This window comes from Kistimonas ophiarachnellae (assembly GCF_057552235.1).
The window spans coordinates 258,814-283,119 of record NZ_BAAJPA010000003.1; the positions used below are offsets into that span (position 1 = coordinate 258,814).

At 49.7% G+C, this 24,306-nt stretch carries 17 protein-coding genes; 12 read left to right on the forward strand and 5 right to left on the reverse strand.

The annotated features are described in order from the left end of the window. Window positions 1–59: 59 nt before the first annotated feature. The 3 genes from AC27K1_RS05230 to AC27K1_RS05240 all read right to left on the reverse strand — a co-directional run bounded on the left by AC27K1_RS05230 (window position 60) and on the right by AC27K1_RS05240 (window position 3,915). Window positions 60–1,484 carry a hypothetical protein gene (locus AC27K1_RS05230; protein ID WP_487148848.1) on the reverse strand — a complete coding sequence of 475 codons (1,425 nt, stop codon included), beginning with the start codon at window positions 1,482–1,484 and terminating at the stop codon, window positions 60–62. Window positions 1,485–1,982: 498 nt separating this feature from the next. Then, entirely contained in the window at window positions 1,983–2,624 is a 642-nt protein-coding gene (locus AC27K1_RS05235; RefSeq protein WP_487148850.1) for a DUF4377 domain-containing protein, read from the reverse strand. A 70-nt stretch (window positions 2,625–2,694) separates the two neighbouring features. Beyond that, window positions 2,695–3,915 carry a cellulase family glycosylhydrolase gene (locus AC27K1_RS05240; protein WP_487148851.1) on the reverse strand — a complete coding sequence of 407 codons (1,221 nt, stop codon included), beginning with the start codon at window positions 3,913–3,915 and terminating at the stop codon, window positions 2,695–2,697. 545 nt (window positions 3,916–4,460) lie between these two features. Here AC27K1_RS05240 and AC27K1_RS05245 point away from each other — a divergent pair. The 3 genes from AC27K1_RS05245 to AC27K1_RS05255 are packed head-to-tail and all read left to right on the forward strand — an operon-like array spanning window position 4,461 to window position 8,394. Then, window positions 4,461–6,476, forward strand: a complete 2,016-nt coding sequence (locus tag AC27K1_RS05245) for a hypothetical protein (RefSeq protein WP_487148853.1) — start codon at window positions 4,461–4,463, stop codon at window positions 6,474–6,476. Beyond that, window positions 6,413–7,744, forward strand: coding sequence for a hypothetical protein (locus tag AC27K1_RS05250; RefSeq protein WP_487148854.1), 1,332 nt, complete (start codon window positions 6,413–6,415; stop codon window positions 7,742–7,744). Before AC27K1_RS05245 ends, AC27K1_RS05250 begins: the two co-directional genes overlap by 64 nt. Beyond that, window positions 7,741–8,394: a hypothetical protein gene (locus AC27K1_RS05255; protein WP_487148855.1), complete on the forward strand. Its 654-nt coding sequence runs from the start codon at window positions 7,741–7,743 to the stop codon at window positions 8,392–8,394. Before AC27K1_RS05250 ends, AC27K1_RS05255 begins: the two co-directional genes overlap by 4 nt. A gap of 87 nt (window positions 8,395–8,481) precedes the next feature. Here the strand turns inward: AC27K1_RS05255 and AC27K1_RS05260 are convergent, their stop codons facing one another. After that, window positions 8,482–9,222 (reverse strand): TrmB family transcriptional regulator, encoded by a 741-nt coding sequence (locus AC27K1_RS05260; protein WP_487148856.1) that lies wholly within the window; start codon window positions 9,220–9,222, stop codon window positions 8,482–8,484. Between the two features lie 224 nt (window positions 9,223–9,446). Between AC27K1_RS05260 and glmU the strand changes: the two genes are divergently transcribed. Then, window positions 9,447–10,829, forward strand: a complete 1,383-nt coding sequence (glmU, locus tag AC27K1_RS05265; RefSeq protein WP_487148857.1) for a bifunctional UDP-N-acetylglucosamine diphosphorylase/glucosamine-1-phosphate N-acetyltransferase GlmU — start codon at window positions 9,447–9,449, stop codon at window positions 10,827–10,829. Window positions 10,830–10,923: 94 nt separating this feature from the next. Then, entirely contained in the window at window positions 10,924–12,756 is a 1,833-nt protein-coding gene (glmS, locus tag AC27K1_RS05270; RefSeq protein WP_487148859.1) for a glutamine--fructose-6-phosphate transaminase (isomerizing), read from the forward strand. 139 nt (window positions 12,757–12,895) lie between these two features. Here the strand turns inward: glmS and AC27K1_RS05275 are convergent, their stop codons facing one another. Continuing rightward, window positions 12,896–13,549 (reverse strand): glutathione S-transferase family protein, encoded by a 654-nt coding sequence (locus AC27K1_RS05275; RefSeq protein WP_487148860.1) that lies wholly within the window; start codon window positions 13,547–13,549, stop codon window positions 12,896–12,898. Between the two features lie 139 nt (window positions 13,550–13,688). Between AC27K1_RS05275 and sigZ the strand changes: the two genes are divergently transcribed. The 7 genes from sigZ (at window position 13,689) to AC27K1_RS05310 (ending at window position 23,818) form a co-directional block, all read left to right on the forward strand. Continuing rightward, window positions 13,689–14,228, forward strand: a complete 540-nt coding sequence (gene sigZ, locus AC27K1_RS05280; RefSeq protein WP_487148861.1) for an RNA polymerase sigma factor SigZ — start codon at window positions 13,689–13,691, stop codon at window positions 14,226–14,228. A gap of 129 nt (window positions 14,229–14,357) precedes the next feature. Further along, window positions 14,358–15,125, forward strand: a complete 768-nt coding sequence (locus AC27K1_RS05285; RefSeq protein WP_487148863.1) for a glutathione S-transferase family protein — start codon at window positions 14,358–14,360, stop codon at window positions 15,123–15,125. Between the two features lie 394 nt (window positions 15,126–15,519). Further along, entirely contained in the window at window positions 15,520–19,068 is a 3,549-nt protein-coding gene (gene hsdR, locus AC27K1_RS05290) for a type I restriction-modification system endonuclease (protein WP_487148865.1), read from the forward strand. Window positions 19,069–19,147: 79 nt separating this feature from the next. Continuing rightward, on the forward strand, window positions 19,148–20,158 hold the full coding sequence (locus tag AC27K1_RS05295; RefSeq protein ID WP_487148866.1) for a hypothetical protein: 1,011 nt from the start codon (window positions 19,148–19,150) through the stop codon (window positions 20,156–20,158). Window position 20,159: 1 nt separating this feature from the next. Beyond that, window positions 20,160–20,612 (forward strand): type II toxin-antitoxin system death-on-curing family toxin, encoded by a 453-nt coding sequence (locus tag AC27K1_RS05300; RefSeq protein ID WP_487148867.1) that lies wholly within the window; start codon window positions 20,160–20,162, stop codon window positions 20,610–20,612. Between the two features lie 101 nt (window positions 20,613–20,713). After that, the gene (locus AC27K1_RS05305) at window positions 20,714–22,363 is read left to right on the forward strand and encodes a class I SAM-dependent DNA methyltransferase (protein WP_487148868.1); all 1,650 of its coding nucleotides are present in this window, start codon (window positions 20,714–20,716) and stop codon (window positions 22,361–22,363) included. Between the two features lie 3 nt (window positions 22,364–22,366). Then, entirely contained in the window at window positions 22,367–23,818 is a 1,452-nt protein-coding gene (locus tag AC27K1_RS05310; protein ID WP_487148869.1) for a restriction endonuclease subunit S, read from the forward strand. Window positions 23,819–24,306 lie beyond the last annotated feature (488 nt).

The window sequence follows — 24,306 nt, forward strand, 5'->3', positions numbered from 1 at the left end:
AAGGTGACAAAACAGGATGACGTTTGTTCAGGCAATCAGGGTGGGCAAGGTTAGACTATTTAATAGCGTAACCAGCATATATCATCAGATCTACCTAACCCGAAATCATAATCAAGAAACTCCCCTTTTTTAACCAAATCATCGATCAGGACACAGGTTAATGCCTCTGCTATCACGTCACCCCTGTCAAGATACCAACTATCACCATTGTGTTGTTTGCGCGTGCCAGGATGGTCAAGAAGTATCTCATATAGACCTTTGAGAAGTTCTCCACGTTTTGTCACAACCGATCTTAACCTGATTTTTTGAGGCTCATTCAGATCTGAAAGCGACATGCCGTCACTTTTTAATTTTATATATTCTTCCATTTGCGTTTTTATATTCATAATCACAACGGGAACTATTTTCTCCGCCAGCTCTTTTACTGATAGATCACTAACATCTTTCAGGAAATCACTTGGAAAAGTTTGTGTATGGCTTGTAATTTCCTGCAAGTCATTCTCTCCCTGATTCAGCCGGCTCAATGTTTCTGCGACAAGTTTGGCAAGAGACGCTACTCTTTCATTGCTGAACTGTAAGGCATAATCATCAGCATTGTTTGAAACATTATTTTTTCTTAACCACTCCGCATGATCGCTATAACATACCTTAAGATATTTCCTGCCTTTATCGGCCTCTCTGTCCAGAGCGTCACTATCATAATCCATGTTCAGGCACAAAGCTTGATCTTTTATGATATCGACATGGTAAGGAAATATTCTTGCCAGACAATTTAACTGCTCACCACTTTTTAATCCGTAAATTTCCTGGTAAAAAGCCAGATCATAAAGATGCCCAATATCAATCAATCCGATGCGACCTTCTTTCTTACCATTTTTTTCAATGATATAAAGAGGTATATTGTCATATCTGACGCTGTTATCCACTTCCGGAATATAGCTGAGAGGCCCATATATTGTGATCAAATCAGTTAAATATTTTATCGTGAAGAGAGAGACCATGTCGCGAACGGCACCATCAAACGAAGCCTGTTCTGAAAGATAAACGGCCATATTATGAAAATGATCCGGATTTACAGGTAGCCGCTCTTGTACCAAAATACATCCATTTAAAAAGCTTTCCGGTAAAGCCAGATGAGAGAGATCACGCTCTTTGATGATTTTTCTGACTTCATTCATTTGACTCAAATGACTACTTCCCGTTCGTGATCCTTCTTCCTTAAGAACAATATTGTCATTAAAGAAATAAACCGGAATGTTTCCAGCAGATGCCTTAGGCATTCTTTCGAGCAGTTCTCTTGTAAATGCAGTTTTTTGTGAAATCAAAATTTTATAAAGGGGAACTTGGGTGCCTGTTGCTTTCTGAACCAGGCACTTATTGATAAATACAGTAGCCCTTTCGAGATTATCTTCACTCTTTTTAGCCAAACCGGTTTCTGTTGAAAGATTGTCAGAACATCCAGTACCAGCCGCATTTTTCCTCATATCTGCTTATTAATCCTTAAAAGAAATACTTAGGCGCAGGTTTTTTCAGTGCACCAGTCTAAGAAGTGCGGGGTAAAGACGAAAAAATATAAGATTGTCTTTGTACAGTTATTTAGATGATGATTCATATACTCTGACTGTAGGATGAATCAAAAGTTCCTCACGTGAGTACCTGAACCTGATTTTTCTCAGCGCACCAGCCCTCAGGGTTAAGTTACCCTTTGCCGTTGGTAGCGCCAGTATCCAGCGTATCTTTCTCTGACAGAGTGCTCTTCCAGGAAACTTTCGTTTTGGTCGGCTTATAAGTTGATTGATCCGGATTACGCCAGACGCCCAATGGTAATGACCAATTCCGTGTTTTACGACTTCCCCATCGCTCTGGATGGTCTGCTTTGCAGATGTCGGTTGTCCGGGTGCAGCCATATGGACGACAGTGAAATTTTCCCGGTTACCGTGCAGAGAATGGGTTTTTGACCACAATCCCTGCACGGTAAGTGATCAGGGCGTGACGACTTCCTGCTCAACGATCATATCGAGAATCCAGCGCTTGCTGGAGGCGTCAGCCGGCGGATTGGGGACATCGAATTCCTTGATTCGCAGGCGATAGGCAATGCCGGGCTCCGGCGAAAACCCTTCGATGGCGCCGTAGTAGAGTGTCCAGGGCTGGTTCTTGTCTTCGCGAATCTGCAGGCACTCCATGGGGGCTACACCAACACAGGGCGCTTTTTCCGGTGCGACGTAAACGAAGCGGGTTTTACCTTCTTCCATAGCGGGTTGTTTGGTAAAGGTGTAGGTTTCATCCCCTGAAGAGAGGGTCAGCTGGTCGCCATGTTGTTCTACGACAGGCTTGCTGGCCAGCAGTTGCTTCAGGGCTTCTTCCCGGTTGGCGCTTTTGCCATGGCACATCATCAGGGTGCTGGCCATGTTATCGACCACCAGGTGGTCACCTTCCATCTGCACCTTGCCCATCATGCGGTTACAGCCGGCATAGGCCGAGAGGCGGTCTTTCTGGATATCCAGGGTCATGGCCCTGGTGCCGGCTGCAGGCGTGCTTTCCTGCCAGCGACCTTCCGGCAGGCTGCTGCAGGCCGTCAATGTTGTGAGCAGGGTGGCGGTGAGGCCAAGGCGTGTCATGTTCATTCGGTGCTCCCGAAAGTACGTATTAATATGTCATTTGTCGTTTATAGTGTAATGATCCCTATAAACGACATCAGTCGTAACAACCGAAACAGTCAATAGATTCTTCGGCAGCGGAAATGTCACCTGAGGCCAATGTTTCCCCTTTCTTCTGGCCTTTTTCAATCGCTTTCAGTACATCCTGCATAGTAACCAGGCGGGATTGCTCCCGTCCGGTTCTGACCGTTTGATGCCATTGGTTTTTACTGATGCTGTAAACCGCACTCAGCTCATTCATGGTCCAGGGAAGGCGATGGCTGGCCAGGGTCGCGGTGAAAAATGTGGCAAATGATTCAATTTCTGCCTGATCAAGCGAGGCACCGGCGTTATCCCAGGGCATCCAGGCACCCAGCCAGGTGGGTATGCCTCTGCCCTGTTGGAATCGGAGCGCGGTATCAACGGCATCCAGCAATATACGACGTTCTTCTTGTGATCCGTCATTATGCCAGTCTTTACTGCCTCCCTTCTGGTTCGGGCCGGAGGCATAGCGATGCCACTCCGCCAGAAGATAGGGCCCTTTGAAAGCGTCGGTCTTGAGCCTTGTCAGCCCTCTTTCGGTTTTCAGGGGCGAGGTCAGGATAAGGTTTCGTGTTGAGTTATTGTCGCCGGTTGCACGGATGGCGAGCATCGCCTGGTGCATCCAGTCATTGGAAAGGGAGGGATCAACACGCAGACCGCCAAAGCCATGAATGCCTATTTCGGTCATCAGGTTAAAACTCAGTGAATGAGGAAACGCCCTGAAGTGTTCCGCGACGACTGTCCACCAGGCGACATAGTTTTCACAATCCTGTGTGCTGGCCCGGCTTTCCGCTTCGTGATGAATCCATGACAGGATGGGAGTAATGCCGTGATCATTGGCAATGGTGACGACACGCTCAAGTTCATTCAGGAAGCGATCCATGGAGGCGTTATCAAGCTGCTTCGCTGGTTCAGTGCCTGTGTCTGTAGTGATGTCAGGAAAACCGTAAATATCAGCCCTGACCCTTAACCGGAGATTACTGAAGCCGGCCTGACGAAGGTCCGTCATGGTTTTAATCAGCTTGCTATCGGGAAGTTCTACGGTTTGTGGGAGAGGTTTTTTGAACCAGCTGGTGGCAAAACCGGTGCCGATCATCTGCTGGTATTCTTCGGCTGGAATCGGCTTATCCTGACCATAGAGCATGCCAGTCAGGCTTATTGCCACCAGGAGAATGACAGCCGAAACCCGTCGACGTATCAGGTGTCGAGTCAATGCACTTATCGTTGGGAACAGCATAGTGGCTTGGCCAGGTTGCGGAAGGTACGGGGAGCGTCGTATATCACGACCTAATGTAGGCAATGTTATGTAAAATTCAAACAATAACAGCAACCCGAATAGATCGGGTTATAGATAAGTAAACATTTTTGAATCTGCATCAGGTTAATTTATCTGAATTCTATGAATATTAATCTTCAGATTTAATCTCGAATTTTAAAAAGAAACCTGATTATTTTTAAGATGAAGCGCATTTGAGAGTTACTTAAAAAATTAAGGAGTCAGTAAGTCAGTAAGTAAAGATCACAGAATAGTTAGGTATATATTTGCTTCAATATTTTATTCTTATCAGGTTTATCACTCTAAATCAGCCAGTAGAGACTAAATACGTTGCCCCCTGAATACATTATTTATAGGCCAAAACATGTGTTAAGTCTTTTCGAAGGAAATACATATCAAAGGTTGAATCCAAGGTGTTTTGGATTTCTTGTGGGCGTTTGATGAATGGTGGTAATCCTGCAAGATCAATGAAGTTTGTATGAGGATAATTCAACAGGATATTGAATATGATCAAAGGAACACAAAAAGACCATCAGGGATTGCATGCACCGCAGTATGCCGGAGAAAGAGAGGTTGCAGGTCAGGCCCGGCTGGGTTTTCGAAAAATCTGTACCATAGGGAATATAGATTTGGAGTCGGCGGTTGCGCCAATAGTCCCGACAGGCACTTACAACAAGTCTGAGAACATATGGAACTTTGTTCGCATACCTTTGCAAAAAAGTGTAATGGTCAATGCGGTAGAAGTCCGTCAGGATCAAACAAATAACCGGTATGTTACCTGTCCTGACCTGAGAGTAGATTCAGATACTGGACGAGCCGTTATGTCCCATTTCCGTAAGAGGGAATGGAAAGGGCCTGCCTGTGCGATATCGGAACTTAAACCAGGGCAGGTCGTTGCCAGTAAAACGCCTGGCGGATATGAGCATTATGAGGGATTCATGCATTGTGTTGTAGAGAAGGATATGCCCGTTATTGGCTCATTAAAGGATATGATGATAAAGCTTGACCGGCAATCAAGGAGTAAACCTTATCAAACAGAAGTTTTGAATAAAGTACTGGTTGTTCCTGAATATTCGGGTGTTTTTCTGGGGCGCCAATACAGTGATTTTATGCGTGATTTATTCGCGGCGATAGAGCAAACAGCACAGGAAAGGAGACCGGATAAAATACTTTTTCTTTCCTGTTCCAGCGAGGCTCAAAAGGCTTTGGTTGATTGTGGACAGTCACTACTACACCAACAGCAGGAAGAAGTGCTGTCATCGGAATCTGTTGGTTCAGATTCTGGCGCAAGGGTTGCGGATGCCAGTCAAAAAATGGCTGAAGGCAATTATGATGAACGCACAGAGTTTAACTTTAATAAAAGAAAAATCGAAATCTGGTTAGATGATGTTTTGTCTATGGGGGATTATCTCTTGTCAGTTTATGAGAAAGAAAAGTGTGATGAATTTGCTGTTAAGAGGTATTCATCGCTGATCCATCATCTAATGGATGAAATATCTAATTTTCGTAAGCTAAATGGCGATGAGTGGTTTCATTTTATTGAAAAACTTAAATTGTCACATGCGGTTTTTTTGATGCTGGTAGAAAAATACAAGTCAGATGATGAGGAACACTCAAAAGAAATAGCATTAAATGAGAAAGTTGTTAATAAAAAACTATACGATCTTCTAAAAAATATAGAAAAACAAGAAGAAAGATTGTGTGCGAGTATTGACAGTATTTGCCTGTATATTGATTTGTTGATCAATAGTACGGGAGGTATTGCACATAGGGGAATGGTTATTGATTTTGTCAATAGTGAAATTCAGGCCAGTTTTATAAACCTACCCGGATATCTTAAAAAGGTCCCCAATGTCAATGATGAGCAGATAATGGAAAAAACCCGTGAAATCATCAGGCATATTGGAAATACACACTACCTGACGGTTACATGGGACAATCGGAGACTGACTTCCCTGGCCAAAGGTGCGCTGACAAAAGAATCAGGACACGCGCATAAGTTATTATTTAAAAGAAATGCAATAAAACCCATGCTGGAAATGGTCATCAACAGGGATATTACACCACTTTCTGAGTGTAACGATGTTTCTAAACTATTACGATACCTCAATATCTATAAGGATATTTTTCGAGTGTGCTCCGATGTATTCAAACAAGATGATCAAGCCGTAACGCAATTAAAAAGTATCATTGACCAATTAGAGGTTGTTCATTCTGAAAAGCTGGATCAGCAGATAACAGCAGCAGAACAAGAGGGTGGCGATTCACAACCGTTGGCAGAGGCTGGAGGGAGTATATTCAGTACTGGGGCAGAAGTCACAGATGAGACCGAAGCACTGACTTTACCATCAACACATGTGGCACATGAGCAACAAAAGGAAGATTCTGCAGTATTGGCTGATAGGCCAACAAAAACAAAAAAGAAAAAAAGAAAGCTAAGGGAAAAGGGGGGCAGTGGGTGTACAGGCTGGTTAACAAAGCTCAGAATAAGTGTAATGAGTTGGAAAAGTGTCATCCAGTAAATAAAGAAATGTATCAAGTCTGGTTAGACAGTATTAAAGAATCAAAAGAGGTTTTAGAAGAGTTTTTGAAGAAGAAGGATGTTGGCAGAGATGATCTATTACTTTTTTCAAGATTTATCAGGAGTATATTTTCAACTCACTCTCGTAAATATTTTGATGAAATGTATGGAAAAATAGAAATGCCAAAGGATAAAGAAAATTTACATGAGTACGTGGCTGAAATGTGGAAGGTATTGATTTTGTTGAGAGGGCAATATGATAGAGAAGATTCTAAAATAGTAATGGAGCACCTGAAAATGCTTCGTGTACTTCTGCAAGAGCCAGAAAGCATTACAGGTAAAGTTTTTATGGTTCCATCGCGAAAAGATCAATTTACTAAATCAATGGAAAAGCTTGCTTTATTCCCCCATGATATGCTGCAAAATAGTGATTTTGTCGAGGAGTTTTATGTATTTTTATCTGATATTGAAAAAATAAGATTGTGTTCAGTAGAAAAGAAAGAAGAACCTATTGACGACAGTTGTCATTATCAAATAGAGGTTGTTAATAAATTTTTTCAAACGCTAGGTGATCAGTTTAAAGGAAAGGATTATACCAATAAATCATTAAAGGATATCGGCGATTACGTCAATTTTTTGTCATGTTTGACACGTATTTATAAGGAGAAATATCTGGGTGAGAAATGTAGTGAATATGAGGTGATGCAATCGATTGTTAAATGCTTGAAAGAAGTTCATGAAGAAAAGACTAATCAGCAATATGGTTTAGTTGACGATAAAACTGGTTTGAGCAAGCGCGTGCATGGCAAAAAAAAATCTTCACGACAGCCAGCTAAAACAAAAAGGACAGAAAGTAAAGAAGAAAAAAGTTTAGCCTTGTCAGTTTCAAGGGCTACAGAAGTTAAAGAAATAGAGATGTTGGATGTTGGTGATAAGAATTGGAAAGAATTAATTGATGTAGGAATGGAGAAGAGTAGAGATTTAGAAAAAATGGTTGCGATTGGGGATTTGGATGCTGCGTTACCACTACTTGGTTTAATCTCTAAATATTTTTATGATTTGGCTAAAAAATTCCATGATGAGACAGAATTAAATCCTGAATTTGATGATGCTTTCTGGCAGGTTTTTCATGAGATTTCTGACCTTTTTAATATGCAGGAAAACAGATTCAGATTAATCAGGAGAGCGTGTTTTAGTGAAATGGATAAGCCGATGATTAAAAAATTTTATGATTATAAGTCTGATTACAATCTGGGTTTGCTTTTTTGATTTTGTGTTTAATAGATGTAATTGAAAAAAAGACTGAATGTGAGTTTGTTCGTCGTAAGTTGAATAAAAAGGTGTTTATTAAAATTTGTTGTTGTCTTTTTTATGCAACTACATATAAGTCTGAATATTATCTCATTACAGAAAAAAACAACGATAAGCAGGATAGAATTCTGATTGAAAATGTCGTTGATATAATGAAAGAGACAGCTCGGATAAATTTTGATAAGCATACCATGTTTAAATTAAAGGCGATGAAAGAGGACTCAGATCTTGAGAGTTATAAGCGTTCAGGTTTTATCGTTCCTTTTGATAGTCTTTCCGATTCGGTCACAATCGTAGATTATGTACGATTATCCAGTGTGTTGATTGATAATGTGATTATTGCAGATGAGCCTGCTCCGTCAGGCGAAGCGACTAAAGCATGGAAACGTGGGCTGTTTGCGCCCTTTTTTGTGCAGTTGGCAAGTTATTGCCATGAAACCGCAACGAATACCAAAAATTCAGCAGTCTTAAAGCTGTTACACAAGTGTGTTGAAACCATGCAGAAAAAATATTCAGCTATCCAGGCATCACAAAATGAAGAAATAGTCATGGAACTTAAAAGATGCAGACTTCATATTGAATCATGTCAGAGTAAACTGAAAAGATAGAGCATCACAGCGGTGAGTTATCGTGAGAGGATAGGGGTCAGTGACAGCCGTATTCACAGGTCATTGCAAGAAAGGCTTTTGGCTATTTCAGAGCAGTTGCCAGAGCGTATCGAAAATGACCTTCTGGGCTGTGGCAATTTCTGATGAATCAATGACGGTGGCTACCGGGTAGTTCTCTGAAGCCAGGGAGATCATCGCCACTTTCGGGGGATAAATCGCGATATAGCTGGCATCCGGCTGGCCCTGGGTGCGAATCCATTTCCGTTCGGAATATTCTGCGTCTTCGCCCCCTTCTCCCAGGGCTATTACCTTAACGCTGATCTTCTGCCGTATGCGCTGCGTCGTGTAGTTGGGAAACGGGCGGTACAGATGCTGACGCAGGGATTTGGAGGAAAACACCGAATAGGTTTTTTCGGGTTGAGCGGCAACCGTCGCGAGGATGTCTTTCAACACCAGTTCAATGCCGTCATCCCCTTCATAAAAGCTGACATTGCCACTGCTGAAATCGGGTTTCAGGTGGTGAAGTCCGGGAATAATGTCCGTTTTCAGCTGTTCAATGGTGTGTTTCAGGGCGTTCTGTTTTTCTTCCGCCAGCTGTAGCAGCCGTTCGGGATCTTCCGCCCGGAATACCCGGCGCTTGCCTTTCGGGAAATAACTGACAATACCCCGGGCGGCAAGCCGCTTCAGGGTTTCATAGGTGGTGCCGCGGTTGACGCCTGTCTGCCCGGCAATGTCACGGATGGAGGCTGGCCCCAGGCGGAACAGCGTCATGTAGATGCTGATCTCGCGGTCATCCAGGTCAAGTTGTTTGAGGGTATCGAGATTCATTTGTCAAAAAATGTATGACAAAGCCTATTGTGTCGAATATAAAACGGCATAACATGGCATTAAGCTAGTATTACTGTCAATGAAACATTGACAGAGTGATTGAATTTTCGGGGCCTGCCTGCGTGGCGGGCTCTTTGCTGTGGTACAGCATCTGTGCGTCCAGTGGTTTCCGGTAAGCGTTGTCCGGGCTGGCTGGATGCCATTACCGGATTATGTGAATTGTCATGAAAATCGAAACTATTATTCTGGCCGCCGGCCAGGGCAGCCGGATGAAATCCGCATTGCCCAAAGTCCTTCATCCCATTGCCGGTCGTCCCATGCTGGAACATGTCATTTTGTCTGCCCAGAAACTGCAGGCGAAACAGGCAGCTGCCGAGGGTGGTCTGCATGTAGTGATTGGCCACGGGGCGGACCAGGTACGCGAACGCCTGGGCAACTACGCCGTTAACTGGGTGGAACAGACGGAACAGCTGGGCACCGGCCATGCGGTCATGCAGGCGGCGCCGGCCTGTGGTGAGGCGGATATTGTACTGGTGTTGTACGGCGATGTGCCCCTGATTCAGTCTGCGACACTGGAATCCCTGGCAGCGGCCTGCAACGGTGACCGCCTGGCGCTGCTGACCATTAACCTGCCCAACCCCAGCGGCTATGGACGTATCGTGAGGGATGCCACTGGTGCTATCCAGGCCATTGTGGAAGACAAGGATGCCTCGCCGGAACAGCACGCCATCACTGAAATCAATACCGGCATCATGGCGATTCCCGGCAAGCGTCTGAACACCTGGCTGGATAAACTCTCCTGTGAAAACGCCCAGGGCGAATATTACCTGACCGACATCGTTGCCATGGCAGTAGCAGAAGGAACCGCCGTGGTGCACGCCCAGCCACAGAGCGCGACAGAGGTTCAGGGTGTGAATAACCGTGCCCAGCAGGCCACCCTTGAGCGTCAGCTGCAGCGCCAGCAGGCGGAAAAACTGATGGCAGACGGTGTCACACTGCTTGACCCGGGTCGTCTGGATATCCGCGGTACCCTGCAGGCAGGTAACGATGTTGTGATCGACATTAACTGCGTGTTTGAGGGCGCAGTCGTGCTGGAAGATGGCGTGGAAATCGGCCCCGGCTGTGTGATCAGTAATGCAATGATCGGCGCGGGTACCCGTATCAAGGCCAACAGCATCATTGAAGAGTCCGTGGTGGCAGCCAATTGTGATATCGGGCCGTTTGCCCGTCTCCGTCCCGGCACCCATCTTGAGGATAACGCCAAGGTCGGCAACTTTGTTGAAACCAAGAAAGCGGTGATTGGCGCCGGTAGCAAAGTAAACCATCTGAGCTATGTTGGAGATGCGGACGTCGGTGCGGGGGTGAATGTTGGTGCAGGTACCATTACCTGTAATTACGACGGTGTGAACAAGTTCCGCACGGTGATTGGTGACGGCGCCTTTATTGGTTCCAATTCCTCGCTGGTGGCGCCGGTCACCGTGGGTGAAGGTGCGACGGTCGGCGCCGGTTCCACCATTACCCGTGATATTCCGGGGCAAAACCTGGGTGTGGCCCGGGGACGGCAGAAAAACATAGAGGGCTGGAAACGCCCGGAAAAAAAGGCCTGAAGGCCAACTAACCGATGGGGCTGAAAGAAAACGACAGATTACTTCTTTCAGCCAACAAACGAATACTGTCGTTTAGAGTACAGGAACAGAATTTATGTGCGGCATTGTGGGCGCAGTTGCGCAAAGGGACGTAGCTCAGATCCTCGTGGAAGGATTGAAGCGGTTGGAGTACCGGGGTTATGACTCCGCCGGTCTGGCGGTGATTGATGCAGAAGGCAATATTGCCCGTCTGCGTCGCTTGGGTAAGGTGCGTGCACTGGAAGAAGCGCTGCAGCAGGATCCGGCCACTGGCGGAACCGGTATCGCCCATACCCGCTGGGCAACCCACGGCGCGCCCAGTGAGGCGAATGCCCATCCCCATATCTCCGGCGACAATATTGCGCTGGTGCACAACGGTATTATCGAAAACCACGAACTGCTGCGCAATTACCTGCAGGAGCAGGGGTATACCTTTGTGTCTGAAACCGATACCGAGGTCATTGCCCACCTGGTGCACCACGAGCAGAAGCAGGGGCTTTCCCTGTTGGAAGCGCTGCAAAAAGCGGTGCATCAGCTCGAAGGTGCCTACGGTACGGTTGTGATGGATCGGAATGATCCGGAGCACCTGGTCGTGGCCCGTTCCGGCAGCCCGCTGGTGATTGGTGTAGGGATTGGCGAATACTTTGTGGCGTCTGACCAGCTGGCGCTGCTGCCGGTGACCCACCGGTTCATCTTCCTGGAGGAAGGGGATGTCGCGGAAATTACCCGCGAAGGTGTTCGTATCTTCGACAGTGCCGGTTTGCCGGTTGAGCGTGAGGTCGTGGACAGTGACCTGGACCATGAAGCCGGAGACAAGGGACCTTACCGCCACTTCATGCTGAAGGAAATCTTCGAGCAGCCTGACGCCATTGCCAGCACGCTGGAAGATCGCATGACCGCAGATACGATTGTGCTTGAATCCTTCGGACACCGTGCCGTGGAAATCCTGCGCCGGGTACGTGCGGTACAGATCATCGCCTGTGGTACCAGCTATCATGCCGCAATGGTCGCCCGTTACTGGTTTGAAACCTACGGCATCGCCTGCCGTGTGGAGATCGCCTCTGAATTCCGTTATCGCAAGGCGTTTGTTCCCGATGACTGCCTGTTCCTGACCATTTCCCAGTCCGGCGAAACTGCGGATACGCTGGCGGCGCTGCGCATGGCCAAGGAGCAGGGATTCATGAGCAGCATGACCATTTGCAATGTGCCCGGTTCGTCCCTGGTCCGTGAATCAGATATGGCGTTTATGACCCGTGCCGGTGCAGAAATTGGTGTTGCGTCCACCAAGGCGTTTACTACCCAGTTGACAGCATTGCTGATGCTGGTGACCGCCACCGCACGGGCAACCGGTCGGATTGATGCCGGACAGGAAGCAGAAATTGTTCGTGAGCTGCGTGAACTGCCCCACATGATTCGCAATGTGCTGACGCTGGATGATTCTATCCAGCAGCTTTCAGAAGCCTTTGCGGACAAGCACCACAGCCTGTTCCTGGGGCGGGGCACCATGTACCCCATCGCCATGGAAGGGGCACTGAAGCTGAAGGAAATTTCCTATATCCACGCAGAGGCCTATGCAGCCGGTGAACTCAAGCACGGCCCGCTGGCGCTGATCGACAGTGATATGCCGGTGGTTGTGGTCGCACCCAACAATGAGTTGCTGGAAAAGCTGAAATCCAACATGGAAGAAGTACGGGCCCGCGGCGGACAATTGTATGTGTTTGCGGACCGTCATGCGCGGCTGGTGGCCGGTGACGGTATCCAGGTGATTCCGCTGGAGAAGGTACACGATATCGTGGCGCCTATCCTGTACACCATCCCGCTGCAGCTGCTGTCCTACTACGTGGCCATCATTAAAGGCACGGATGTGGATCAGCCGAGGAACCTGGCGAAGTCAGTGACGGTTGAATAATCAAGCAGGGCTTTATGCCCGGTCATACCGGCTTTCTGCCGGCATGACCGGGATATTATTCTGGGTGTATCGATCAACTAATAGCGGTAATTTAACCCTGAGTACGGATGCCATAGATCGGTGGCACAGTGGTTACCGCTTAAGTACCTTTTCGAAGAGAACCAAGATAACGTTTCTCTGACAGGTAAAAATCGGTAAATACGTTTTCAAAGTCCTCAGAGACTGATTTTTTCACCAACTCCAAAGCCAGAACAGACGTTTGCCATGCCTTGATTTTGGGCAGGTCGGCAAAGAAGTCATAGCCAGTATGCGTTTCAACGAGAGCAGCACGGTGCAGTAACGGTAACCATGCAATATCAACCTGGCTGACTTGATGCCCACTGAAAAAGGGCGTGTTCTCCATTTTAGCTTCCATCTTTACCAGGGACTTTTTAAAGGTCTCAGATAACCGCTCAAACACTTCTTTTGACTCGCTGCGCATGGCGCTGCATTGCGCCACATAGTTTTTTGAAGCCTGTAATGCCCAGGCTTTGCTTAACGCTGCCTGCTCAACATCGGTTGTCGGCATTTTGTCTGGATAGCGGGTTTCGAGGTAGCCGATGATCGCGTCAGAATCAAACAATACCGCCCCTGACTCCGTGATCAGTACTGGCGCCTTGCCGTTGGGAGACACGTCAAACAGGCAGTTATCAAAATCAGCGTACCGCATGACGTAAGGAATATTTTTAGCAGCCAGGGTGGCTTTTACCTGCTGGAAAAACGGGCAGATTTTAAAACTGATGAGCGTTAGCATGGCATGTCTCCGACTGTTCAGAATCCGGTTGCTGATACAGACGAAGCAGCATCAAAAAAGATGCAAATCTGCCTTTACGCTTGCAACAGACAATGCGCTGGCGGTTGAATAGCGTTTTTTTGCGGTTACCGGAGTCATCATGGAGTCTCACTGGCCAGTGCATAAAGCGCGACTCAGACATTACATCGTGAAACAGGCAGGCAATGATGCCGCCGTGGATGACATCCTGCAGGAAGTGTATATCAAGGCACATACCCAACTGCACACGCTGAAATCAGAGGGCAGCATTGGCGCCTGGTTATACCGTATTGCTTATAACGCCATTATGGATCATTTCCGTCAGCAAAAAACCTGGGAGGAATTATCCGATACGCTTGAGGCACCGGCTGATGATGACGCTGAACTGGCACATCAGAAACTGGCAGAATGCCTGCTTCCACTCATGGAAGAACTGCCGGAAAAATACCGTGTGCCTTTGAAGATGGCAGAGCTGGAAGGCATGAGCCAACAGCAGGTGGCAGATAAGCTGGGCTTATCATTGTCGGGTGCAAAGAGTCGGATTCAGAGAGGTCGGGGACAACTGCGAGAGCGCTTTACCGCCTGTTGCGATATTGAAGTCGGGCAAGGCGGGGTGACTGATTTTCGGCCTAAAAACGAGCGTTGCAAGGGCTGCGACTGAAACGTTCTGTGCAATAAATACGATGGTTGATGATTTTTTTGCGTCCTTTTTTAACCCATGGCGTCTCTATCGGTACGAACACGAAACGGCCAGCCCTGACCGGTTGTGTCAACTATAGAGGCATTCATCATGTTAAAAGTGATCAGTTTTAAAATCTGCCCATTTGTTCAACGCATCACCGGTATGCTGGAAGCGAAGAACATCCCTTATGAGATTGAGTACATCAGCCTGAGCAATAAGCCGCAGTGGTTCCTGGATATCTCCCCCAATGGCCAGGTCCCCGTGCTGGTGACGGATAATGGCACTGCCCTGTTTGAATCTGATGCGATTGCAGAGTACCTGGAGGACGCTTATCCCGCCTTGCAGGCAGGTTTGACCGCAGAGCAGAAAGCGTTGAACCGTGCCTGGAGCTATCTGGGCAGCAAGCAATACCTGGTTCAGTGTCCGGCGCAAAGGAGTACCGATGCTCAAACCCTGAAAGAGCGCACTGAAAAACTGGCGACAGCTTTTGCCAAAGTAGAAAAAGTGCTGGGTGAACATCGATTCTTCAACAGCGATACCCTGGGTATGGTGGACCTGGCATGGTTGCCCGTGTTGCACCGTGCTCACATAATCCATGAAAAAACGGGCTATGACTTTCTGGCAGGATTCCCGAAAGTTCAGGCATGGCAGGCGGCCCTGATGGAAACGGGGCTGGCGGAGCAAACAGTCTCTGACGATTTCATGGAACACTTCAGCCGCTACTACCTGTCTGAAGACACCTTCCTGGGACGTTGCAAACAGCCGTGTGAGTGTAACTCGGCGAACCTTATGGAATCTTGTGTAGCATCCGGATGCTGTGACCCTGAAGAAAAAGCCAGTTGCAGCAGCGGCAATAGCGGCGGCTGTGAATGCTGATCATCGACCTGGTGAACCGTTAAGAAGACGCCATAAGAGAGTGTGTTTACACACTCTCGAAAGCCCCGTTTGTTGTGGGCGGGTCATAAAGTTGGCAACCAGACCGTTCCGCGTAAACGGCTGGACAGTCCTTGTGTTGGCCATTGGATAGATTCAAGAGGGTTTGTGGTAAAGGTCGATATCAAGGGGTATCACACCCACAAACTCCCGCGACGAGTCCGAGGCGTTAAGCCTTCTGAACGTGCCATTCGATAAACATCATTTGTCAGGGGTGATGTTACATAAATGACCAATGTCGTAAAATTCAGCGTGACTGATAACCTTTCCCTGCGGGCAGCAAAGGAAAGGCCAATTAGCCCTTTTGGGCTTAAAGCCTATTCAGGAAGCGAGCGACATGGCGGCAGAACCCGGCGCCCAACCTTCAAATTTCCACTTTCTGGCAGAGCACGATTCTCTGTTTATAGCGCTGGCCACTGCGGCTGAGCGTTCTTTTTCAAGCGATCCCAACACGACCCTGATCAAGTTGCGTCAGCTTGGCGAAGCCCTGGCCCGGCATATTGCTTCACTCTGTGGTATTGAGTCGGACGAGGCTCTCAGCCAGAACGATCTTCTCTATCGCCTGAACCGGGAACTGAACCTGGACCCGAAAGTGCGGGAGATGTTTCATATTCTCCGCAAGGAAGGTAACAAGGCCACGCACCAGTTCCAGACCAGTCACCGGGAAGCGATCAGAGGTCTTCGGGTAGCCCGTGAGCTGGCTGTCTGGTTTCATCGTTCCCTGACAAAAAATGCAAACTTTCATCCAGGCCCTTTCCTGCCGCCGCCCGATCCAAGCCAGCAACTGCGTGAATTGCATGAACAGATTGAAAAGCTGAAAACCGATCTCAGCGCCGCCAATGTTGAACTCGGTTCCAGCCAGCAACTCAAGCAACTGTCTGAACAGGAGAAAGCGGAATACCAGGCTCTCGCCTTTGAGATGGACAAAGAGGCCCGGCAGTTACAGGCGCAGGTCAAACAACACGATCAGACCCTGGCCGACCTGCGCAAATCCTACGAAGCCAAACTGGCCGAGGCTGAAGACAGAGTCAAGGCATTAACCGACAGGGAACGGGTCAGCGAGCGGCAGAGTATTGCCTGCCAGACAACTACCGCCGGCCAGCAGGTCACTCTCGATGAAGAGATGACCCGAATCCTCATTGATAACCTGCTTATCGAAGCCGGTTGGGAAACGGATACCCAGGCACTCACCTGGAAAAAAGGCGCACGCCCTGAACGCGGGAAAAATAAAGCCATCGCCGAGTGGCCGACAACGAAAGACAACGGAAAACGAGGCTGGGCGGATTATGTTCTGTTCTGTGGCCTCACGCCGATTGCCGTGGTGGAAGCCAAGCGTGAAAACGTCAACGTCTCCGGGAAAATTCCCCAGGCCGAAGGTTACAGCCGGGGCTTCCAGGTTGAGACGCCGTTAAAAAGCGCCTGGGCGCTGGCCGGACGCAGGGAAGCCTGGGCCGCCGAACAAGGTCGCCATTACACCGTTCCGTTCGTCTATTCCTGCAATGGCCGTCCCTATGTGCCACAGCTGAAAGAGCAATCCGGCATCTGGTTTCGGGATGTACGTCTGCCGAGTAATCTCCGGCGGGCGCTTCCTAAATTTCACACGCCACAGGGTTTATTAAACCTGCTGGAACGCAGCCGGGAAGAGGCTGAAAAGGCCCTGGGCAATGAAAGTTACGATTACCTCAATCTTCGTGATTACCAGGAAAAGGCCATTCGCGCCGTAGAAAGTACCCTGGCCCGGGATATTCGTACCGCATTGCTGGCTATGGCCACCGGCACAGGCAAAACCCGCACTATCCTGGGGTTGATGTATCGCTTCCTGAAGGCCGAACGTTTTAAGCGCATCCTGTTCCTGGTGGATCGTACGGCGCTCGGCAAGCAGGCCAACGATACCTTTATGGAAGCCAAACTGGAGCAGAATCAGTCGCTGACCCAGATATACGGTGTGGTTGATATGAAGGGCCTGACTGTAGAGGAAGAAACGCGCGTTCAGGTTGCTACCGTACAGGCTATGGTACAGAGGGTGTTTGCTTCCGATAACCCGCCACCGATCGACCAGTACGACTGCATCATTATTGATGAGGCGCACCGGGGCTACACCCTTGACCAGGAGATGACCGAAGGCGAACTGGCTACGCGGGATGCGGCGCAATACCTCTCCAGCTATCGCCGGGTGCTGGACTATTTTGACGCCGTCAAGATCGGCCTGACCGCCACACCAGCCAAACACACCAGCGAGATTTTCGGGCATCCGGTTTACACCTATTCCTACCGGGAAGCGGTCGCTGATGACTGGCTGATCGACTACGAACCACCGATCCGTTACATCACTCAACTGGCTGAGCAGGGTATCCATTTCGACAAGGGTGAAACCGTCTCCGTGGTCAACACCCGGACCGGCGAAGTGGCGCTGGAAGAGCTGGACGATGAGTTGGATTTCGAGATCGAGGCCTTCAACCGCCGGGTTATCAACGAGAGTTTTAACCAGGTGATCTGCAACGAACTGGCTAAGGAACTGGACCCGTTTGGCGACGAGAAAACGATGATCTTCTGTGCCACCGACCGGCATGCAGATATTGTGAAGGAGATGCTGGATAAAGCATTTGAAGCGGTGTATGGGGAGGCGTATCAACAGGCGTCGGTTGAAAAAATCACCGGCCAGAGCCCCAACCAGGCCGACCTGATCAAGCAGTACAAAAATGAGCGTTACCCCAATATCGCCATCACCGTGGATCTGCTCACCACCGGCATTGATGTCCCGAAAATCTGTAACCTGGTGTTTATGCGCCGGGTCAAGTCCCGCATTCTGTTTGAACAGATGATTGGCCGCGCCACCCGCCGTTGCGATGAGATCGGCAAAACCGTCTTCCGCATCTATGACCCGGTCGATATTTTTGCCGCGATAGACGATAAAAACGGCATGAAGCCGATGGTCAAAAATCCCAATGTGACCATTGAGCAACTGGTTGAAGAACTGACCGATCCGGTCAAACTGGAACAGGCGCTGAACAGCCCCGGCGAAACGGAACAGGAAACCCAGGCTGATGCCGTACTCAGCCAGCTTGGGCAAAAACTGATGCGGGTGCTGCGAAAGGCAGAACACAAAGCCCGGCAGGGGGGAGAGCGCAACCAACCCCTGAAAGAAAAGCTGCAACAGCTGGAAGCGCTATGGGGCGTGGAACCGAAAAAGCTGCATGCTCACCTGCACGGGCTGGGGCCAAGACAGGCCGCAGATTTTATCCGGAAACACGCGGGCCTGGTCAGCCAGGTCAACGATGTCAAAACGCTGATCGGCAGTGAATACCACCCGGTTATCTCCGAACATCAGGATGCATTCCGTGAACGGGTACAGAGCTATGGAACGCACCAGCGCCCGGAAGATTACCTGGATAGCTTCAACCACTTTATCAAGAACCAGCTCAACGAATCCGCTGCCCTGGGTGTGGTGGTCAACCGTCCGAAAGCGCTCACCCGTGAACAACTCAGGGAAGTTAAGTTATTGCTGGATGGCGCCGGTTATAACGAAGCGGGTTTGCAGGCCGCGGTGCGTGAACAGAGCAACCGGGATATTGCCGCCAGCATTATTGGTCATATCCGTCGTGCGGCCCTGGGTGAGGCGCTGATGCCGTTTGAGCAGCGTGTTACGATGGCGATGGACCGTATCTACACGAGACAGAAGTGGAACCCAAACCAGCGTAAATGGCTCGACAGGCTGGCTAAACAGCTGGTGTTTGAAGTGGTGGTGGACCGACAATTTATCAATGACCGTTTTGCCCAACAGGGTGGCGTCAGGCAGTTCAACCGGGTATTGGATGACCAGCTCGATAATGTGCTGGAACTGCTCGGCGAAAGCCTCTGGGAGCCGCCCGGGGCGGCTAATGGGTGATCGGCTCGATAATGGTGTTTGCTTGCGTAACCACTCTATCTGTATCTGCCTGAGAAATCTTGATAACCGGAACACTTGAATGCTGAATGACCTGACCTCCTCCACCATTGATCGGCAAAATGTGCTGAATAATCCCTATGCGCTTGCAAAGATTGAAGAGCATCTGGAACTGGGTGGGCTTCACTGGGAAGGGGAATTATGGTTTACCAAAGCGCTCATAGTGCAATTGCTTGAAATTGATGTTCGAACGGTTGAACGTTATCTGAGCAGTCATGGTGAGGAATTAGCCAGGAATGGTTATCGAGTGCTTCGTGGTAAGGCCTTGAAATCATTGAGAGAAAGCCATGGTACCGACATTGATGTCGGTACCAAAACATCGGTTTTGGGCGTATTTTCCTTCCGGGCCTTTCTAAACCTGGCCATGTTGCTGACTGAAAGCGAAAAGGCCAGGGCGATCCGCAGCCGTATTCTCGATATTGTTATCGATGTTATGGCCGAGCGTTCCGGTGGGCATACCCGGTTTATTAACCAGCGTGATGAAGCCTACCTGCCCGCCGCTTACCAGGAATTCAGCTATCGCCAGGTGTTTACCAATGCCCTGCGGGACTACCTGGATATGGGCAACTTCAAGTATGGCGTCTACACCAACAAGGTCTATCAGGCGGTGTTCCATGAGAACGCCAAAGAGTACCGGCAGATCCTCAAACTGGCTGAAAAAGAAAATCCCAGAGAGACTATGTACGCTGAGGTGTTACAGGCCATTGCCAGTTTTGAAAATGGTATTGCCCATGAGCTGCAGGCTCGCAGTGAAGCGCTGGGACGCAAGCTGAAACCGAAAGAGCTGGATGAGATCTTCGCCCGGGCAGAGCAGAACCCGTATCTCAGGCCGACAATTGAACAGGCCCGTATCCGTATGGCCAGTCGCGACCTCTGTTTTCGGGATGCTCTCCATGAAAAACTGAAAGCCTATGTGCAGGCGGTGCCCGGTACAGACTTTGAACGGTTTATGGGGGAGACCAGTAAAACACTGGAGGATCGACTTTCCGATCCGCGAACCCTTGAGGTCTTCAAGCGGCTGAAGGATCGTTGATATGGATGGCGATGATGAGAAGCTGCCGCTGTTCTACTTTGATACCGCCCACGCTATCCAAACACATGACTGGATTATCGACCATTCGGGTGGTCGGTCAGGTATCCGGGATTTAGGTACCCTGGAGAGCGTACTGGAGCATATTCAGAACGATCATTACTACCCCGTTTTTGAAGAAAAGTTGACCCATCTGGTATTCGGCATCAACAAGTTTCATGCTTTTGTGGATGGTAACAAGCGTTCCAGCATCGCCCTGGGCGCCTATTTTCTTGAGCTGAACGGGTTCGACTTTTGTGTGCGAAAATTTGTTTTTGAAATGGAAAACATCGCCGTTTGGTTAGCTGAAGGGCTGATCGACAAAGCACTGCTGGGCGATATAATCACCGCACTGATCAATGACGATGACTACCCGGAAGCCCTGAAGTTACGCATTGTCCGGGCCATCAGCCGCTAAACGTCGCCCCTGTTTTTTTTACCGCCCTCCATCGAGCGTGATGGCGATCGTGTTTCCGGCGGCGTCCGGCGCCAGCCAGCAAGTCAAAAGAGAGTTCAACCATGACCAGCGATAATATCGTCCAGAAACTCTGGAATCTCTGTGATGTCCTCCGTGACGACGGCATCAACTATTCGGATTACGTCACCGAGCTGGTGTTGTTGCTGTTTATCAAGATGGTGCATGAGAACACCGAAGCCGGCACGCTGGAACGCCACCCGCTGCCGGAAGGCTGCCGCTGGACCGATCTGAACAGCAAGTCCGGCATTAACCTGATGAACGACTATCGCCAGATACTGCTCACCCTCTCCACCGGCAGGCGCACCGTGGCGGACCTCAATGATCCGGGCAAGACCACCGAGATGCGGGTTCACAACGACCCGCTGATTACCGCCATTTATGCGGACGCCCAGACCCGTCTCCGTGAGCCCCGCCACCTGGAACAGCTGATCAAGTCCCTGGACCAGATCGACTGGTTTGACGCCCGGAAAGACGGCCTTGGCAACCTGTATGAAGGTCTGTTGCAGAAGAACGCCAACGAAACCAAGTCCGGCGCCGGGCAGTACTTTACGCCCCGCGCGCTGATTGATTCCATGGTGCGCTGTATCAAGCCCCGGCCCGGTGAAGTGATCCAGGACCCGGCGGCGGGAACGGCGGGCTTCCTGATCGCCGCGGATCGCTATATCAAGGAACAGACCGACGATATGTTCGATCTCTCCGACCGTGAGGTGCGCTTCCAGAAGAACGAGGCCTTTGTCGGCATCGAGCTGGTGCCCTCAACCCGTCGCCTGGCGCTGATGAACTGTCTGCTCCACGGGATGGAAGGGGATGATGACGGGGTCGTGCACCTCGGCAACGCGCTGGGCCAGGTGGGCGCCGAACTGTGGGCGGCGGATATTATCCTCGCCAATCCGCCCTTCGGCACCAGCAAGGGCGGCGAGGCGTCGATTACCCGTACCGACCTCACCTACCCGACCAGCAACAAGCAGCTGGCCTTCCTGCAGCATATCTACCGCAACCTGAAACCCGGTGGCCGGGCCGCGGTGGTGCTGCCCGATAACGTGCTGTTTGAAGCGGGTGTCGGCACCGAGATTCGCCGGGACCTGATGAACAAGTGCAACCTGCACACCATCCTGCGACTGCCGACGGGTATTTTCTACGCCCAGGGTGTGAAGACCAACGTGCTGTTCTTTACCAGGGGTTCCGCCACCGACAAGCGCCAGGACGAGCACTGCACCGAAAACGTCTGGGTCTACGACCTGCGGACCAATATGCCCGGCTTCGGCAAGCGCACCCCGTTTGGTGAAAGTCACCTGACACCTTTTGAGACGGTGTACGGCGATGATCCCGCTGGCGTCAGCGCCCGTACCGAGGGCGAGTGGAGCTTTAACGCCACCGAGATCGACCAGGTGGCCGAGAGCGACGAGAACGCCGGTGTCAGCGATAAGCTGGCCCATAGCCGCTGGCGCTGCTTTAGCCGACAGTGGATTGCTGAACACAAATCCGACTCCCTCGATATCAGCTGGCTGAAAGATGCCGATAGCGTCGATGCCGCCAATCTGCCGGAGCCGGGTGTGCTGGCCGGGGAAGCGATGAGTGAGCTGGTGCAGGCGTTGGGGGAGCTGGATGGTTTGATGCGGGCGCTTGGGGAAGCGGAAGCGGCTGATGGGCAGAAGGCGTTGTTGCGTGAGGTTATGGGGGAGGTTGTGTAAATTATGGCCAAGCTCTGTCCAATGAACTGTGACACAGTTGGAGAGTTGATTTCTCTATTCAATGTGCCTTCCTCATGGCTTCTGGAACATGCTCAATTCGCCTGCAATGAGGTAAGAGATGGAACGCATGATACGCCTGTTTATTATGAAGAAGGTATTCCCTTAGTCACATCAAAAAATCTTAAAGCGGATGGCATTGATTTCAATACCGCCAAATTTATTTCCCCGGATGTGCATGCAGAGATATCTAAACGTTCAGGTGTTCAGAACGGTGATGTTTTGTATTCCATGATTGGCACTGTAGGAAACGTGTCCATTGTAAATACAGAGAAAGAGTTCAGCATAAAAAATGTTGGGCTGTTCAGGAAAAATGAGTCACTTTTATATCCCCAGTTCCTGTTTTACTGGCTTTGTTCGCCAGCTCATAAAACTTGGATAAAACCCTTACTTAAAGGGGGAAATCAAAAATTTGCATCATTGGGGTTGCTGAGGGAGGCTCCTGTTCCTATCCCCCCTCTCGCCGAACAAAAAATCATCGCCCAAAAACTCGATACCCTGCTGGCACAGGTAGAAAGCACCAAAGCCCGCCTTGAGCGTACCCGTAAAACCCTGAAGCGTTTTCGGCAGTCGGTACTGGCTGCGGCGGTGAGTGGGAAGTTGACGGAGGAGTGGCGGGGAACATCAGAGTTCAGGGGTTGGAGAGTCACAAAGCTTGGAGAGATCGTTGAATCAATTGAAGCTGGTAAAAATCTAAAATGTGCGGAAATTCCTCCAGCTAGTGACGAGTTCGGCATCATCAAAATAAGTGCCGTAACTTGGGGGATTTATGATGAGGAGCAAAGTAAAACATTGCCATCGAAAGAGCTGTTTCTTGAGTCACGTAGAATTAAGATTGGCGATTTCCTAATTTCCAGAGCAAACACCATTGAGCTATTAGGTAGTCCCGTGATCGTACATCAAGTGACCAAAAACCTGATGCTGAGCGATAAGGTATTACGGCTACAGATGAGCGAGAAAGATAAGCCGTGGGTAAGTATTTTCTTGCGTTCCGTTAATGGTCGAAAGGAAATTGAGTCTCGCTCTACTGGAAATCAACAATCCATGCGTAACATTGGACAAAAAGCTCTAATGGATATTGATTTACCTAAACCTCCTGAAGAAGAACAAACCGAAATCGTCCACCGTGTAAAACAACTCTTCGCCCACGCCGACACCATAGAAAAGCAAACCGAAGCCGCCCTGGCGCGGGTCAACCACCTCACCCAGTCCATCCTCGCCAAAGCCTTCCGGGGTGAGCTGACCGCCGACTGGCGGGCGGAAAACCCCGAACTGATCAGCGGCGAAAATTCCGCTGAGGCGCTGCTGGCCCGGATTCAGGCAGCGCGCGCGGCGCAGCCGCCCCGGAAAGCCCATAAAACACGCGTCCAGCGCAAGGGTGTAGCCGAAAAGGGCTGAGATAATAACGTCAATAGCGGGTCGCCCGGCCCGCCAGGTCGTCTGGGTAAGCAAACAATCCGGATTGTCCGCCTGTGTATAAACAGACTGTCCTGGTTTTTTCTGGTGTGGCGTTAACGTAGGTCGGATCGCTTGCGAGCCGACGTTTCACCGGCAGACGACGTCGGCTTCCTTCGGAAACCGACCTACGGAAATCGCACCCATTTCTGCTTTTGCTTTTGTTCATCGTTACTGACGTTAATCCCGATGTGTCTCCCTGCTTCAGAAACGGTCCGGTCAGGGAAATGGCTAACCGGCCTGTTGCCCCATGTGACCGGTATTTCACTGACAAGACGCACAATGATTGCCACGGTGATCCGCGTGCTGCGATGCTGACTAACCCATGGGGAACTAAATGATGCGAAGACAGGTCATGGTTTAGTAAGTCGTCCATATTGCGGCAAGGTCATTTATTTTGAGAGTTTCCCTGCGGTATCGCAAAACGACAG

Excerpts from the sequence above, each read along its gene's own strand:
- AC27K1_RS05230 (WP_487148848.1), bottom strand. The coding sequence starts at position 1,484 with ATGAGGAAAAATGCGGCTGGTACTGGATGTTCTGACAATCTTTCAACA.
- AC27K1_RS05245 (WP_487148853.1), top strand. The coding sequence starts at position 4,461 with ATGATCAAAGGAACACAAAAAGACCATCAGGGATTGCATGCACCGCAG.
- glmS (WP_487148859.1), top strand. The coding sequence starts at position 10,924 with ATGTGCGGCATTGTGGGCGCAGTTGCGCAAAGGGACGTAGCTCAGATC.
- sigZ (WP_487148861.1), top strand. The coding sequence starts at position 13,689 with ATGGAGTCTCACTGGCCAGTGCATAAAGCGCGACTCAGACATTACATC.
- AC27K1_RS05275 (WP_487148860.1), bottom strand. The coding sequence starts at position 13,549 with ATGCTAACGCTCATCAGTTTTAAAATCTGCCCGTTTTTCCAGCAGGTA.
- AC27K1_RS05295 (WP_487148866.1), top strand. The coding sequence starts at position 19,148 with ATGCTGAATGACCTGACCTCCTCCACCATTGATCGGCAAAATGTGCTG.
- AC27K1_RS05285 (WP_487148863.1), top strand. The coding sequence starts at position 14,358 with ATGTTAAAAGTGATCAGTTTTAAAATCTGCCCATTTGTTCAACGCATC.
- AC27K1_RS05235 (WP_487148850.1), bottom strand. The coding sequence starts at position 2,624 with ATGAACATGACACGCCTTGGCCTCACCGCCACCCTGCTCACAACATTG.
- AC27K1_RS05305 (WP_487148868.1), top strand. The coding sequence starts at position 20,714 with ATGACCAGCGATAATATCGTCCAGAAACTCTGGAATCTCTGTGATGTC.
- glmU (WP_487148857.1), top strand. The coding sequence starts at position 9,447 with ATGAAAATCGAAACTATTATTCTGGCCGCCGGCCAGGGCAGCCGGATG.
- AC27K1_RS05300 (WP_487148867.1), top strand. The coding sequence starts at position 20,160 with ATGGATGGCGATGATGAGAAGCTGCCGCTGTTCTACTTTGATACCGCC.
- AC27K1_RS05260 (WP_487148856.1), bottom strand. The coding sequence starts at position 9,222 with ATGAATCTCGATACCCTCAAACAACTTGACCTGGATGACCGCGAGATC.
- AC27K1_RS05310 (WP_487148869.1), top strand. The coding sequence starts at position 22,367 with ATGGCCAAGCTCTGTCCAATGAACTGTGACACAGTTGGAGAGTTGATT.
- AC27K1_RS05240 (WP_487148851.1), bottom strand. The coding sequence starts at position 3,915 with ATGCTGTTCCCAACGATAAGTGCATTGACTCGACACCTGATACGTCGA.
- hsdR (WP_487148865.1), top strand. The coding sequence starts at position 15,520 with ATGGCGGCAGAACCCGGCGCCCAACCTTCAAATTTCCACTTTCTGGCA.